We start from the raw sequence: 14,439 nt of genomic DNA, 5'->3' as shown, positions 1-14,439 counted from the left end.
TATTGTAATAATCAAATTCAGGGCTTCAAAAAGTCCGATTATATTGATTTTAACAAAAAAACAGCTATTGCACTGCGAAATTTTATTCGCTAATGCAACAGCTCTTTGTTAAATTTTAGTTTGTACCGTCATCAATAAGTTCAACTTCCAGTTTGTCAAAGTCAACTTCATCAATAAAATCATGAGGGAAAAACGTGACTATCTTAAACTGAGAAAATTCCATGTCATGTGTCTTAAGCCATACAGGAACGCTCATATCAAACTTCTGGCATATTTCTTTAAGGCATTTTTCTCTTTTTTCATCGGGAGAAATATTTTCTTTATTGTTGACAACCAAAGAGTCAACAATACGATTAGATTTTATTTTTTTTGCCCACAGCTTATACATATGCCACCTTATATTATGAATATCTCGGGGTTACAATATAATCCTTTGTAAAAAACCCTCCGAAGTCTATTTTTGCTCCCAGCAAGGTTCGATCAACTTCTGCCGTCACAATTATTTCTATGCCGTCAACGTTGTATACCTTGTCATCTTTTTTTTGCTTCACCGAAACAATTTTATAGTTGTATCTGTTTCAGCCTACAGGAATTCCGTACAAGACTATGGGAATATTCTGTTCTTTCATTAAAGCCAGCTTTTCCTTTGCCCTGTCTGTTATTTTAAATTCCATAAATGCCTCTCTATCTAGAGAATTTTGGAGTTACTTCAAATCCTTTTTTAAAGAAGTTTGTTGAATAATCAATTTCTGCGCCTTTGATTGCTCCCTCTAGTTCATCTGATACTATAAGTTCAATTCCTTCAGCGTCGTATACTTTATCATTTTCTGATTGTTTCTCCGAAACAATGCCAAATTCGGCACCACATCAGGAAAAACCTGTTATTTTTAATTTTATAGGTTCATTGTTGCTTTTCATTTCAAGCATTTTTTCTTTTGCTTTATCTGATAATTTAAATTCCATAATATCCTCCATCTTTTTTCTTATTATAACACAATATATAAAAAATTTTCATATAAATCAGTGACTAAGTTACAAAGTCACGTTTTATCTTTTGTTTATATGTTAATATAAATTCGGTAAATGTCAAGAAAAAAATGGATTACAGAAAAATAATTACTAATTATTTTTTTATGCTTCAATCAAAATATTTTTTATGGATTCACGTTCATTGGTATTTTTAACGTCAATTGTCATGTTGATTTCAACAGGACGGTTCTTGATTACATAAATTTTGTCTGACAAATTGACGGCTTCATCAACATCATGGGTTATGAATATGACTGTTCGTCTGCTTTCTTTCCAAAGTCTCTTGAACAATGATACTATATCCTGTTTCAATTTCACGTCCAGTCCCTTAAAGGGTTCATCCATTATGAGAACATTTGAAGGATAGGCAAAGGCTCTGGCTATGGATACCCTTTGAGCCATTCCGCCGCTTAATGTTTTTGGCCTAAAGTTCCTGTAGTCCGAAAGTTCAACCATTTTTAGATAGCTTTCTATGATTTCTTTGCGCTTTTTGTTATCAAAAATATCTTTGAGGACGAAATCCAGATTGTCATACACGCTGTACCAGTCAAGTAAATTTGGCTCCTGGAACACATAGGAGTACAATGCATCTTCAGTTCCTGATACAATTCCCTCATCAACAGCAACTAGATTTGCTGCAATATTTGCTATAGTTGTTTTTCCTACGCCTGAAGGACCAAACAGACATGTTATTTCATTTTCTTCAAATGATATGTTGAAATTTTTCAAAAGAACCATATCATCATATTTTTTGGTGACATCAATAAGTTTAATCATTTTGTCTTCCTGCTTTAAATATTATATTTAGCAATTTTTCGAATAAAATGCTCAAAAGAACTATGATGATTGTCCATGCAAACAAGTCCGGAATTTCAAGATAAACTTTGGAATCATACAAGAATCTTCCTATTGAATACTTTGGCAAACTCAAGACTTCCGCTGCAGATGTAACCTTCCAGCTTATGCCAAGAGCAGATATCATGCCTGCCTTTATGTAGGGAAGAGCGCTGTAAAAATAAACTGATTTTATAACCCGTATTTTTTTTATGTTGTAAATTTTACACATTTGAAGAAGTTTATTGTCAGCTGAATCGATTCCCTGTATGGTATTAGTCCAGATGATTGGAAAGCACATTAAAAATGCTACAAAGACAGGTACGTTTGTATCCTTGAACCACATTATGGCAATGATGATAATGCTCATTACGGGGACGGTCCTTATGATGCTGACCAAAGGATTTAAAAGATTGTAAATTGATTTGTTCATTCCGCACACAAAACCCAGCATTACTCCAAAAAATGTTGAAATTAAAAATCCCGTCAGAGTCCTGTACGTGCTGTAAAGAATTGTTATGTAAGTTACTTTATCAAACATTAAATCAAACAATGATTTAAATGTGGCAAAGGGAGAAGGGAGATAAATCTCCTGATTGATTATCAGCGAAAGTATCTCCCACACAGTTATCCAAAATATGATTATGAAAAAATTCCTGTACTTACTCAGCAAAATAGAATTTTTCATCTGGCATGCTTCCTCCTACTGAAGCAGGATTTGATTCAAACAATATCCCATAAAAACTGCTTAATTTTTCCTTTTCTGCTGAAACTGATCTGTATGTGATTCCGCAGTAAGGAATTGCTTTTTCTACTATTGCAGCGCTTGGCATAATACCGTTTTTCTCAACTAACACTGATGCATCTTTTTGATTTTCTAAAACCCAGTTTACCGATTCTTCGTATTGTTTTAAAAATTCAGCTACAAATTCCTTATTGTTTTCTGCAAATTCAGTGTTTACTATGATGCAGCCTGTATAAAGCTCACTGGCACCTTTAGTTGCTTCCTTCCATGCTTCATTTAAATCTATGAGCATTTTTACATTTTCATTTTTAATTGTTGTCTGTGTAACAAAGGGTTGAGGAAGAAGAGCAACTTTTGTGTCTTCTGCAATTACAGCCTGAGCAAGTGTTGCATGGTCTGTGCTGTAATCGAGCTCTACTTTGCCTTCAAGATTATTTTGCTTTAAAATATAGTTCATAGCATAATCGGGTGTTGAACCCTTTGCGCTCATTCCAAGTGTTTTTCCTTCAAGTTCTGCAATTGTTGAAGTGTTGTCGCTTCCAACAACGTAAAGGTTTCCTACAGTGTTTACAGCCATAAGCTTAATTTTTCCGCCTGTCTTGTTGTACAAAACAGCTGCAAGGTTTATGGGCACGGAAGAAATCTGGATGTCGCCGTTTATTATTTTTGCACTCAGTGCATCAGGTGCGCTTTCAGCTATGTATTCAACGTTGTATTGTTCGCTGTTCATTGCTTTTTCGTCAATCATTTTTATCATGCCTATGGATGTTGGTCCCATGAGGCCTGCAATTGTTACATCAATGGGCTCTTTTGGTTCTTCTTTTACTTGTTCCTGCGGTGCAGGTTCCTGTGGATTTGCCGGAGCGTTGTCTGTCTTGCTGCTGCAGCCTGCAAAAATGGACAATATCATTGCCAGAATCAAAAGCAAACTCAATTTCTTCATAGATTTTTTCATAAATCCTCCTATTTTTTGGATAAGGCGCTTTTTACGCTCAATCCTTTGATTTTTCCAAGCTTGCCGGTAAGAGCTCCTATATCGTCTGTGGTCCCGTCTACGATGATTGAAATTACATTCACTCCTCTTTCCTTGTAGGGGATGCCCATTCTGCCTATTATGATATCGCCGTACTGGTGAAGAATATCATTTACTTCGGCTATGCGGGACAAATCTTCAATCACTATTCCTATGACGCCGATTCTTTTGTCCATAATACCTCCTTATACAAAAAATATTCCTTGCATAACAAGGAATAATCATAGAGAACATTTTTATTTGTTTCCTTGCTCTTAGAAAATCCTTAAGCTTAGATTTTGATATTAATTTAACATAGCTAAATTATAAATACAACCATAATAATGTTAAGAATATTTAATATTATTTATTCAGCATCTGTCAGTTCTTCAACTGAAATATTGAAATATTGTGCAAAAGCTGACAAATAAAAATCTGATGGTACTTCTTCGTTGTTTTCGTAAAGCTTGATTCTTTCTTTAGGTACATTCAAAACGTTGCCCAGTTCCTGTTTGGTCATATCCTTTTCTTTTCTGATGCTTCTTAACTTTTCACCTAACGTCATAATCATCACCTCAGTTTATTTTGCTGATACTGTTAATATTATACCACAAACAGGAAAAACTACAACATTATTCATTGTCACGTGCTTTAAATATTGTTATAATATTTATATATGATAAAAAAACAGAGGATTAAAATGAAAAATGGTGAATTTGCAAAATTGCAAAATGTAAGAGGTGCAATATGATATATACAAGATGGCTTCAAGGCAGGGATAATATAAGTGATGCTATATCCTTAAGAAAAAATGTATTTTGTTATGAACTAAAAGCAGATGAAAATCTCATAACGGATATTTATGATGATTTTGCATTCAGCCTTGTTGTGTATGAAGACAATGTACCTGTTGGTACGGGAAGATTGCTTTTTAAAGAAGGAAAATTTTTTGCTGACATGGTTTGTGTCTTGGTACAACATCGTGGTAAAAAATATGGTGATTTAATAATAAGAATGATTGTGAGAAAAGCTTTTGACATGGGAGCTGAAAAGACTTATGCAAAAATAGGAAAGCAATGCAAAATGCTTTTTGAAAGCATTGGTTTCGAAGAAGTTTCCGAAGAAAACGGTGAAATCTTAATGATGAAGACCGGAGATGTTGGAGGACACTGCTGCAAACATTGATACTACAAAAATAGTAGACAAAATATGTTAATAAGTATATAATTATGAAAACTGTCTATGACTCATGGTCAAGCGGTCTGCCACCATCTCAAGGTGGAATCAGGGGTATGATTCCCTATTGTTACCAGAAATGTTTGAGGACGGTGTATGTGATAAATACCGTCTTTTGTTATTTTAATTAAAAAAACACATACTAGTGCTATGCGGAGGAAAAAATGGATTATAAAAAACTTGCAGAAATGTTGTTTCCGGATATAAAGGAATCAGTACAATATTATGAAGAAGAAGTGTTTCCCAAAAGAAATCTGAAAGAAGGAGCAAAGGTTACAAGGCTGGCTCCAAGTCCTACAGGTTTCATTCACCTTGGAAATCTTTACGGAGCTTTTGTTGACGAACGCCTTGCACACCAAAGCGAAGGTGTCTTCATGCTGAGAATTGAAGACACAGACGAAAAGAGAAAGGTTGAAGGAGCTGTTGAAACAATAATTTCATCTCTTGAATACTTCGGGCTGAAGTTTGACGAAGGAGCAGGTATTGAAGGAGAAATTGGAAACTACGGACCTTACTTCCAAAGCAACCGCGGCAAAATTTATCAGTGCGTTGCAAAATACCTGGTAGAGCAGGGAAGAGCATACCCATGTTTTTGCACAGAAGAAGAGCTTGAAGAAACAAGAAAAAAACAAACCGAAGAAAATGTGAATACGGGGTATTACGGCAAGTGGGCTAAGGATAGAAATCTTACACTTGAAGAAGTTCAGGAAAAACTGGCAAGGGGCGAAGAATTTGTAATCAGATTCATGTCTATGGGAACTGAAGAAGGAACATTTGAAATAGATGATGCCATCAGAGGCCATCTCACAATACATGAAAATTATCAGGATATAGTAATTTTAAAAACAAACGGAATACCTACATACCATTTTGCCCATGTTGTTGACGATCATCTCATGAGAGTGACACATGTTGTAAGAGGGGAAGAATGGCTTTCAACACTTCCAATTCATTATGAAATATTTACAACACTGGGATGGGATACTCCTGTTTACTGCCATACAGCACACCTGATGAAAATGGATAACGGAGCAAAGAGAAAGCTTTCAAAAAGAAAAGACCCGGAACTTGGACTTGGATTCTACATGGACCTTGGATATCATCCTGCAGCGGTGAGAGAATACCTGCTGACAATTTTAAATTCCAATTACGAAGAGTGGAGAATTGAAAATCCTGACAGCCATACGGACAATTTCAAATTTGCATTAGAAAAAATGAGCAATTCCGGAGCGTTGTTCGACCTTGATAAACTTAACAACATAAGCAAGGACGTACTCCTTAAGTTTGCAGCAGAAGATATTTTTAACTTCATGCTTGACTGGGCTAAAGCACACAAAACTGAAATAACAAATGTACTTTCTAAACACAAGGAAGATGTAATTAAGCTTCTTAATGTTGGAAGGAATGGAGATAAACCACGCAAGGACCTCATGTACTGCCAGCAGATTTTCGAATTCATAAGCTATTTCTTTGATGAATATTTTGATGTTGTTGACAATTATCCTGAAAACATAAATGATGAGGAAGCAAAAAAACTGCTGAAAGCTTATCTTGAAACATATGATCACAGCGACGACCAGAGCCAGTGGTTTGATAAAATAAGAATAATAGCACAGGACAACGGATATGCTGCAAAACCAAAGGATTACAAGAAAAATCCTGAAATGTACAAAGGACATGTGGGTGATGTAAGCTCTGTAATAAGAATTGCAGTCATAGGACGTGCCACATCACCTGATGTATGGGAACTTCAGCAGATTATGGGTGAAGAAAAAGTAAGAAACAGAATCGAAAAGGCAATAAACAAATAAAAGAAGAGCCGTCAGTTTATTTATGTTGGCGATAGGTAATTCAATCATGTAGGGAGGACTACTGTCCTTCGAAGATAACAAGATTATTTAATCAATAATACGGGCGGACACAAGATCCGCCCCTACGCATCGATTATAAGGAAATAACATTAAATCTATATTCCAGTTTGTAGGGGAGAACTACTGTTCTCCCGCAATAAAGATTGTTATTGAATCAACAGCACGGGCGGACACAAGATCCGCCCCTACTATTTGTAAATTCTAATGTTTATTGTTTGTATTAACTACAGAGTCTATTGAAGATTTGAATTTCACAATCATTTCATCAACATGTTGTTTTGTTATTACAAGGGGAGGAACAAGTCTTATAACATTTTTGCCTGCGGTAATGATTATAAGGCCTTGCTTCTGAGCTTCTAACACAATATCACCAACAGGAACAGAAAATACAATTCCCTGCATGAGACCTTTTCCTCTTCTTGTTTCAATTAAATCATATTGTTCTATAAGCTTATCAAGTTCATTTTCCAGATATGGAGTGATTTCAGAGACATTTTCCAGAATTTTATCAGATTCAAACAAATCAAAAACCTTGCTCACTGCTGCACATACAAACGGATTTCCGCCGTATGTGGTTCCGTGGTCACCGGGAACCATGGCTGATGCTGTTTTTTCATTGGCTGCAAATGCTCCGACAGGAACGCCGCATCCCAAAGCCTTGGCTGAAGTCAATATGTCAGGCATTACTCCGTAATCCTGGTATGCAAACATTGATCCGGTTCTTCCCATTCCGCACTGAATTTCATCGAAAATAAGCAAAATATCATTTTCGTCGCATATTGATTTAACTCCCTGCAGGAATTCCTTGTCTGCGGGATAAATTCCTCCTTCCCCTTGAACAGGTTCCAATATTATGGCACATGTTTTTTCACAAACCAGGGATTTTACGCTTTCCAGGTCGTTCATTTCTGCAAATTTAACTCCCTCAATCATAGGCTTGAAGGCCTTCTGATATTCAGGGTTTCCTGTCACTGAAAGTGCACCCAGGCTTCTTCCGTGAAAGGAGTTGTTCATTGAAATTATTTCATGTCCGGCTGAGCCGTCTTTGTTGTAGGCATATTTCTTTGCAAGCTTTATTGCTCCTTCAATTGCCTCAGTGCCGCTGTTTGTGAAAAACACCCTGTCCATCCCTGAAGCTTTAGTAAATTTCTTTGCTGCTTCTATGGCAGGCAGGTTGTAGTAGTAGTTAGACGTGTGCAGAAGTTTGTCCACCTGGTTTTTTAAGGCATGATTATATTCCTGGTTGTTGTATCCTAAGGCAAAGACAGCTATGCCTGAAGCAAAATCGAGGTACTGCTTGCCGTCAGTATCGTAAAGATAAACCCCGTCGCCTTTGTCTAAAATAATTTCGTATCTTTTGTAAGTTTTAAGAAGTGAATTTTCTGCTTCTAAGATGTAATTTTCTTTATTCAATTTAAATATTCCCCTTTGCTAATATCATTGTACCCATTTTTTTGTTCAAAAATTCTTTAAGCAGCGAATGCTGTACTCTTCCGTCTATGATGTGCACCCTGGAAACTCCGTTTTCCACGGCTTCAATGCAGTTCATGAGCTTTGGAAGCATGCCGCCTCCTGCACCGCCGCTGTTTAAGAATTGTTTCGCTTCATGAACTGAAAGTTTTGGAATTACTGTTGAGGAATCCTTGGGATCTTTGCACACTCCTTCTATGTCTGTCAAAAAAACCAGCTTTTCCGCTTTTACACATGTTGCAACTGCACACGCCGCTTCATCGGCATTTATGTTGTAACCTTGATAATTTTCATCAAGCCCTATGGGGCAAATGATGGGAGTGATGTCTTTTTCAAGCAGCATCATGATGAGAGAATTATCAACATTGTTTATTTTTCCTACATAGCCCAAGTCAGTTTCATCAGAATATCTTTTAGAAACTTTGATTGTACCTGCGTCCTTGCCGCTTATGCCTACTGATTTGACTCCGAAACTTTCCATAAGCTGAACAAGTTCCTTGTTGAGCTTTGACAATGCCATTTCTGCAATTTCGAGAGTAGGTTCATCCGTGACTCTGAGTCCGTTTACAAATTTATTTTCAATTCCCAGTCTTGAAAGCCATTTGTTTATTTCTTTGCCGCCGCCGTGAACAACAATTGGTTTTAATCCTGCCTTTTTCAGCAGAGCCAAATCTTCTACAACATTTTTCTTAATATTTTCATCTGTCATTGCACTTCCGCCATATTTCACAACAACAATTTTGTTTTGGTATTCTTTTATGAATTGAAGTTCTTCAGGCTTCATTGCTTGATTGATTAATGATTCTATTTCCATTGATCCTCCTATGATCCGTATGCTGCATTGATTCTCACATAATCGTAGGTAAGGTCGCATCCCCATGCAGTTGAGGACTGATTTCCCATTTTTATGTCAGCAATGACAGTGATTTCTGGTTTTGAAAGTATTTCTTCAGCTGCTTCCTTGCTGTATATTAGCTCTATTCCGTTTTCTATCAGTTTGATTTTTCCGCCGCTGCTTTCAAAGTACAAATCTACATCGTCGGGTTCGAATTCTGCACCGGAGTAACCCATGGCGCAAAGTATTCTTCCCCAGTTTAAGTCATGGCCGAAAATTGCAGCCTTTGTCAAATTTGAGGACACAATGGATTTAGAAAGCTTCATAGCCTGCTCCTTTGTGAGTGCATTGATGACTTTTACTTCGAAAAGGGATGTTGCTCCTTCTCCGTCCTCGGCTATTCTTTTGGCAAAATAAGTATTTACGAAATTAAGAGCTTCTGCAAACTTTTCATAATCTTCATTCTTCTCAGTAATTTCATGGTTTCCTGCCAGTCCGTTTGCCAGCAGCAGCACAGTGTCGTTTGTTGATGTGTCTCCGTCCACGGAAATCATGTTGTATGTTTCCTTAACATCCGTGCTCAGTGCTTCCTGCAGAAGTTCCTTTGAAATGGCAGCATCTGTTGTAATGAAGCTTAGCATGGTGCACATGTTGGGATGAATCATGCCGGAACCCTTACACATTCCTCCTATGATTACCTTCTTTCCTGAAAGTTCAATTTCCACAGCCAGTTCCTTTTTTCTTGTGTCTGTTGTGAGTATTGCTTCTGCTGCCATTATTCCGTCTTCCTTTGAACTTCCGAGAATAGGAACGAGATTTTCTATTCCGGTCTTAATTTTATCAATTGGTATTTGTTTTCCGATTAAGCCAGTAGATGCAACAAGTACGGCTTCTGTGGGAATCCCGAGATTTAATCCTGCGGTAACTGCCATGTCCCTGCAGTATCCCATTCCTGTTGCACCTGTGCAGGTGTTGGCTACTCCGCTGTTAACAACCACTGCCTGGACAAAAGGAGACTTTTTAACCATTTCCATATCCCATTTTACTGGAGCTGCCTTAACTATATTTGTAGTGAATGTTCCTGCTGCAATGCATGGAACTTCGCTGAAAATCATTGCCATATCCTTTTTCTTTTTGCGGATTCCTGCAAAAACACCTGCAGCCTTGAATCCTTTAGGGGAGGTGACTCCTCCTTCTATCTCTTTCATACTTTCCTCCTGTATTAAGGAAACATAGGCACATGTTTAAGACCTGATGTTTCTTCCAAACCAAACATAATATTCATGTTTTGAACTGCCTGACCTGCAGCTCCCTTTACCAAATTGTCCATTGCCCCCAATACTACTATTCTGTTTGTTCTGTGGTCAATTTTAAAATTCACGTCAACAAAATTACTTCCTGAAACCCACTTTGTCTGCGGATATACATCCCGGTCTAATACTCTTATGAAAAATTCGTCCTTGTAATATTTTTCATAAACCTCTCGAACTTCCTCATAAGAAGTTTCTTTTTTTAGTGATGCATATGACGTTGTCAAAATGCCTCTGTTCATGGGCACCAGGTGAGGCGTGAAGTTTATCGTGACATTTTGTCCTGCAGCATATGAAAGCTGTTCCTCTATTTCCGGAGTGTGCCGATGGTCAGTCACTCCGTACGCCTTTATATTTTCATTTACCTCGCAGAACAAATTGTCTGTCTTTGTGCTTCTGCCTGCTCCGGATGTTCCGGATTTAGCATCTGTTATTATTGTATTTACATCTATGATTCCTTCTTTAACCAGCGGATAAAGTGACAATGTGGTGCATGTGGGGTAACATCCCGGATTTGCAACTATCCTTGTATCCTTAATCTGTTTCCTGTTTATTTCGCACAGACCGTAGACGGCCTCCTGTATTAAATCGGGACTTTTATGTTTAATCCCGTACCATTTTTCATATACTTCTGTATCTTTCATTCTGAAATCAGCGCTTAAATCAATGATTTTGCAATTTGACAGTATTTTGCTGCAAAGCAGTGAAGAACAGTAGCCCTGGGGAGTGGCTGTAAAAATGACATCAACAATTTCCGAAAGTTCATCAAGATTGTCATCCATGCATTTGTCCGGAACTATTTCAAAAAAATTCTGGTAAACTTCATAATAATTTTTGTTTATATAACTTTTGGAGCCATACCATTTTATTTCTGCATCCTTGTGACTTAAAAGAAGTCTTACAAGTTCACCTCCAGCGTACCCTGTTGCTCCTATAATTCCTGCCTTTATCATTTCTTCTCCTTTCTAAACATATTATTTTTTGAAAATATGGATGATTATAATACTATTAGTTTATATATGCAAGTATTATTTTTATTAATTTTGAAGAAATATTTTTGAGAAATAAAATTTGGAATATTTGTTTGAATAAATATATAATTGATTTATGAAATGAATAAAAGTGAAATCAATGAGACAAGTAATGGGTATCTTTGAGTTTGACGAACTATATGCAAGTATTTCTTCGAATACACCCTTTAAAGCGTAATGTATAATTAAATGTAAATAAAAATAATTATAATGTAAAATTCTTGTCTTGGCACAATTCACTTTTGGGAAAAAGTGTGCACACAGCGAAAGAGTTGAGAAATATTAAATAAATATGCATTAAAATATTCCTGGACTACATAAAAATTAATTTTATAAATATGATGATTTCTAAATTTTTCAGTATTTCTGCATGCTTTCGAACTTTGTCTGTACTTCAGCCATTATTGTGATATAATATTTGCTGTATGTCGAAAAAAGTCGTAGGTAGGTGAAGTTGTGACGTTGTTTTATGAGCTGCCGAAATTAGTTCAAATCGTAGAAAATTACATATTCTGGTATCCATTTTTAATGTCGTTGTTTTGGATTGCCGGCTCCATTATTTTTTCAGCTACACGAGAAAACGAAGAAGAAATTGACATTGAAAAATATAACTGGCCTAAAATAAGCATACTTGTACCCTGCTACAACGAAGAAGAAACAATAGGGGAAACCATTGAGTATTTGTCGCAACTTTCATATCCGGATTTTGAAATTATAGCTGTAAATGACGGAAGCCGCGACAATACAGAAAAAATACTCATTGGACTTGCTGAAAAGTTCAATTGCCTCAGAGTTATAAGCTGTCGTGAAAACAAAGGTAAAGCAAATGCCCTTCACATTGCAGCCCATGCTGCATCAGCAGAATACCTGCTCTGCATTGATTCAGATGCTCTGCTGGATGATTTCGCACCATACTATTTAATAAGGCATTTTCTTGAAAGAGGGGAAAGAGTTGGAGCTGTGACAGGAAATCCAAGAATAAGAAACCGCGACACACTTCTTGGAAAGCTTCAGCTTGTTGAATATGCATCAATAATAGGCTCCATAAAAAGAACGCAAAGAGTAATAGGCAAAGTTATGACAGTGTCCGGAGTAATTGTTGCCTTCAGAAAAAGAGCACTTGTTGATGTGGGTCTGTGGGACAGGGATATGATAACTGAAGACATTGCCGTGTCATGGAAGCTTCAGAGAAGATTCTGGGACATACGATACGAACCCAGAGCTCTGTGCTGGATGCTTGTTCCGGAAACGCTCACAGGTATATGGAAGCAAAGGGTTAGGTGGGCTCAGGGAAGCCAGGAAGTTGTTCTCAGGCACTGGGATATTTTCAAGGACTACAGGCAAAGAAGAATATGGCCTATTTACCTGGAACAGATACTGAGCACCATATGGTCTTTGTTGTGGCTGATAGTGACTGTTTATTTTATTTTCAGAGCAACAGATATAAAGCAGCTTTTAATATGGCTATCATTCAATTCCTTTACAATGGTTATAATGAGCTGCATTCAATTGTATATGTCTTTATTGAATGACTCTAAATATGACAATGTTCTGAAATATTATTTCTGGGCTGCATGGTATCCGACTGTATATTGGATTGTCAATGTGTTTGTTGTGATCAGCGCAATACCGAAATCAATCAGGTCAACCATGAAGGGAGGATATGCTACATGGAATTCGCCGGACAGGGGAAGCAGGAGCAGTCTGTAGAAAACAAATATGCTGCAGAAAAACGAAGAAAAACATGTGATGATTTTCTGGTCAAGTCAAAACAGCCATTCATCAATAAAATATTTGCATTTCTACTTAATGTTTTATTGTGGCTGTACATGGCTGTAATAATATATTTTTTCCTAAGCGCAGTGCTTGATTACAATGATTATTACATAGGATTATTAAAAATAAGTTTTAATATGTCAAATCATGACATAAGAATGTTTTTAATAAAATCATTTGTTTATTTCAGCATATTCTTTACTATATTAATGTCGTGGAAGTATTACAACAAAATAAGATACGGCAGTCTCAACAGAAGAAGTAAGCCTTTGAAGACGACAGATGAGGACATGATGAACCTTAATCTGATAGATTTGCAAGTTTACAACATTCTAAAAAAGGATAAAGTTATTATATTTGAAAAAAATCCTATCAGGGAGCTGGAAAGGAGATCAAATTGAAAAATAAAATATTTTATACATTTGCAGTAATCCTTGCTGTAGCCCTGACAGTTAAAATTTTTTTCCTTGTATTTGAAAAAAGTGTAAATAATGATGTTTATGAATCTATACAAAAGGAAGATGTGTGCGTTGTTTTAACATACCACAGGGTGAGAAACAGAAACCCTTGGAACCAGGCAATTGAAAAATTAACAAACAACAAGGAACTCACTTCTTATTCTGTTTACACGGATGAATTCCAAAACCATATTGAATATCTGTATGAATCCGGTGCATATTTCACGACACCTGATGAACTTGAAAAATTCAGACAAAGTGGAAAATTCCCTCATAAATGTGTTCTCATCTGTTTTGACGATGCTGATGTATCCGTATATGAAAATGCATTTCCCATATTGAAAGAAAAAAATATACCATTCACATTGTTTGTCATTGCAGGACAGGTAGGTAACAAAGACTTCAACAATCTTGAAATTTCATCATGGGAACAGCTCAGAATAATGAAAGACAGCGGCCTTGCTTATTTTGGGTCACACACATATGACATGCACTATCTGGAGGATAACCAGGCAGGTTTTCTTGAAGAAGGAATGTACGAAGAATTTAAGACAGATATAGAAAAAAGCAGGGAAGTCATAAAAAAAGAGCTGGGTGTAGAAGTTTCAAGCCTTGCATATCCTTTTGGAGAAGCATCAGATGTTGTAGCAGACAGCGTCAGAGAAGCAGGTTTTGACAGCGCATTCATATTGTCACCCCATCCTGTGGACAGCGCAAGCAATGCATATTATCAGTGCAGATATCTTGTGGACAGACATAATTTTGATAAGATTGTAATTCCTTGGTTTGAATAAAAGCATACAGAGTGTGTATAGAATTTTATATCATAATT

The 14,439-nt window shown here is 36.6% G+C and carries 16 protein-coding genes; 5 read left to right on the top strand and 11 right to left on the bottom strand.

Features of this window, described 5'->3' with window-relative positions:
- Positions 1-115 precede the first annotated feature (115 nt).
- The 7 genes from LY60_RS05665 to LY60_RS05640 form a co-directional block, all read right to left on the bottom strand.
- Positions 116-388: a hypothetical protein gene (locus tag LY60_RS05665; protein WP_145081184.1), complete on the bottom strand. Its 273-nt coding sequence runs from the start codon at positions 386-388 to the stop codon at positions 116-118.
- 13 nt (positions 389-401) lie between these two features.
- Positions 402-551, bottom strand: coding sequence for a hypothetical protein (locus tag LY60_RS17995; protein WP_019229662.1), 150 nt, complete (start codon positions 549-551; stop codon positions 402-404).
- 580 nt (positions 552-1,131) lie between these two features.
- Positions 1,132-1,806, bottom strand: a complete 675-nt coding sequence (locus LY60_RS05660) for an ABC transporter ATP-binding protein (RefSeq protein WP_145081181.1) — start codon at positions 1,804-1,806, stop codon at positions 1,132-1,134.
- On the bottom strand, positions 1,799-2,551 hold the full coding sequence (locus LY60_RS05655; RefSeq protein WP_145081178.1) for an ABC transporter permease: 753 nt from the start codon (positions 2,549-2,551) through the stop codon (positions 1,799-1,801). The genes LY60_RS05660 and LY60_RS05655 overlap by 8 nt, the downstream gene beginning before the upstream one ends.
- Entirely contained in the window at positions 2,526-3,563 is a 1,038-nt protein-coding gene (locus LY60_RS05650) for an ABC transporter substrate-binding protein (protein ID WP_145081175.1), read from the bottom strand. The genes LY60_RS05655 and LY60_RS05650 overlap by 26 nt, the downstream gene beginning before the upstream one ends.
- 8 nt (positions 3,564-3,571) lie before the next feature.
- Positions 3,572-3,817 carry a TM1266 family iron-only hydrogenase system putative regulator gene (locus LY60_RS05645; RefSeq protein WP_145081172.1) on the bottom strand — a complete coding sequence of 82 codons (246 nt, stop codon included), beginning with the start codon at positions 3,815-3,817 and terminating at the stop codon, positions 3,572-3,574.
- Positions 3,818-3,987: 170 nt separating this feature from the next.
- Positions 3,988-4,185, bottom strand: coding sequence for a helix-turn-helix domain-containing protein (locus LY60_RS05640; RefSeq protein WP_019229656.1), 198 nt, complete (start codon positions 4,183-4,185; stop codon positions 3,988-3,990).
- Between the two features lie 182 nt (positions 4,186-4,367).
- On the opposite strand from LY60_RS05640, the gene LY60_RS05635 reads away from it, so the two are divergent.
- Positions 4,368-4,805 carry a GNAT family N-acetyltransferase gene (locus LY60_RS05635; RefSeq protein WP_145081170.1) on the top strand — a complete coding sequence of 146 codons (438 nt, stop codon included), beginning with the start codon at positions 4,368-4,370 and terminating at the stop codon, positions 4,803-4,805.
- A 215-nt stretch (positions 4,806-5,020) separates the two neighbouring features.
- Complete coding sequence (gene gltX, locus LY60_RS05630) at positions 5,021-6,667, top strand: glutamate--tRNA ligase (RefSeq protein ID WP_145081167.1); 1,647 nt, start codon at positions 5,021-5,023, stop codon at positions 6,665-6,667.
- Between the two features lie 261 nt (positions 6,668-6,928).
- Here the strand turns inward: gltX and LY60_RS05625 are convergent, their stop codons facing one another.
- The 4 genes from LY60_RS05625 to argC are packed head-to-tail and all read right to left on the bottom strand — an operon-like array spanning position 6,929 to position 11,295.
- Positions 6,929-8,140, bottom strand: coding sequence for an aspartate aminotransferase family protein (locus LY60_RS05625; protein ID WP_145081164.1), 1,212 nt, complete (start codon positions 8,138-8,140; stop codon positions 6,929-6,931).
- A 1-nt stretch (position 8,141) separates the two neighbouring features.
- Positions 8,142-9,011 carry an acetylglutamate kinase gene (gene argB / locus LY60_RS05620; protein ID WP_145081161.1) on the bottom strand — a complete coding sequence of 290 codons (870 nt, stop codon included), beginning with the start codon at positions 9,009-9,011 and terminating at the stop codon, positions 8,142-8,144.
- Positions 9,012-9,019: 8 nt separating this feature from the next.
- The gene (argJ, locus tag LY60_RS05615; protein WP_145081157.1) at positions 9,020-10,240 is read right to left on the bottom strand and encodes a bifunctional ornithine acetyltransferase/N-acetylglutamate synthase; all 1,221 of its coding nucleotides are present in this window, start codon (positions 10,238-10,240) and stop codon (positions 9,020-9,022) included.
- Between the two features lie 14 nt (positions 10,241-10,254).
- Positions 10,255-11,295, bottom strand: coding sequence for an N-acetyl-gamma-glutamyl-phosphate reductase (gene argC, locus LY60_RS05610; RefSeq protein ID WP_145081154.1), 1,041 nt, complete (start codon positions 11,293-11,295; stop codon positions 10,255-10,257).
- A gap of 534 nt (positions 11,296-11,829) precedes the next feature.
- Here argC and pgaC point away from each other — a divergent pair.
- From pgaC to LY60_RS05595, 3 genes are read left to right on the top strand one after another with little or no spacing between them, the layout of a single operon-like run.
- The gene (gene pgaC / locus LY60_RS05605) at positions 11,830-13,083 is read left to right on the top strand and encodes a poly-beta-1,6-N-acetyl-D-glucosamine synthase (protein ID WP_246145382.1); all 1,254 of its coding nucleotides are present in this window, start codon (positions 11,830-11,832) and stop codon (positions 13,081-13,083) included.
- Positions 13,044-13,550 (top strand): hypothetical protein, encoded by a 507-nt coding sequence (locus LY60_RS05600; protein ID WP_145081150.1) that lies wholly within the window; start codon positions 13,044-13,046, stop codon positions 13,548-13,550. Before pgaC ends, LY60_RS05600 begins: the two co-directional genes overlap by 40 nt.
- A complete protein-coding gene (locus LY60_RS05595; protein ID WP_170226112.1) occupies positions 13,547-14,401 on the top strand; it encodes a polysaccharide deacetylase family protein in 855 nt (284 codons plus the stop codon). Before LY60_RS05600 ends, LY60_RS05595 begins: the two co-directional genes overlap by 4 nt.
- Positions 14,402-14,439 lie beyond the last annotated feature (38 nt).

This window comes from Sedimentibacter saalensis (genome assembly GCF_007830175.1).
Taxonomy (GTDB): domain Bacteria; phylum Bacillota; class Clostridia; order Tissierellales; family Sedimentibacteraceae; genus Sedimentibacter; species Sedimentibacter saalensis.
The sequence above is the reverse complement of the archived record's forward strand: the minus strand, read 5'-3'. Positions and strand labels throughout refer to the sequence as shown.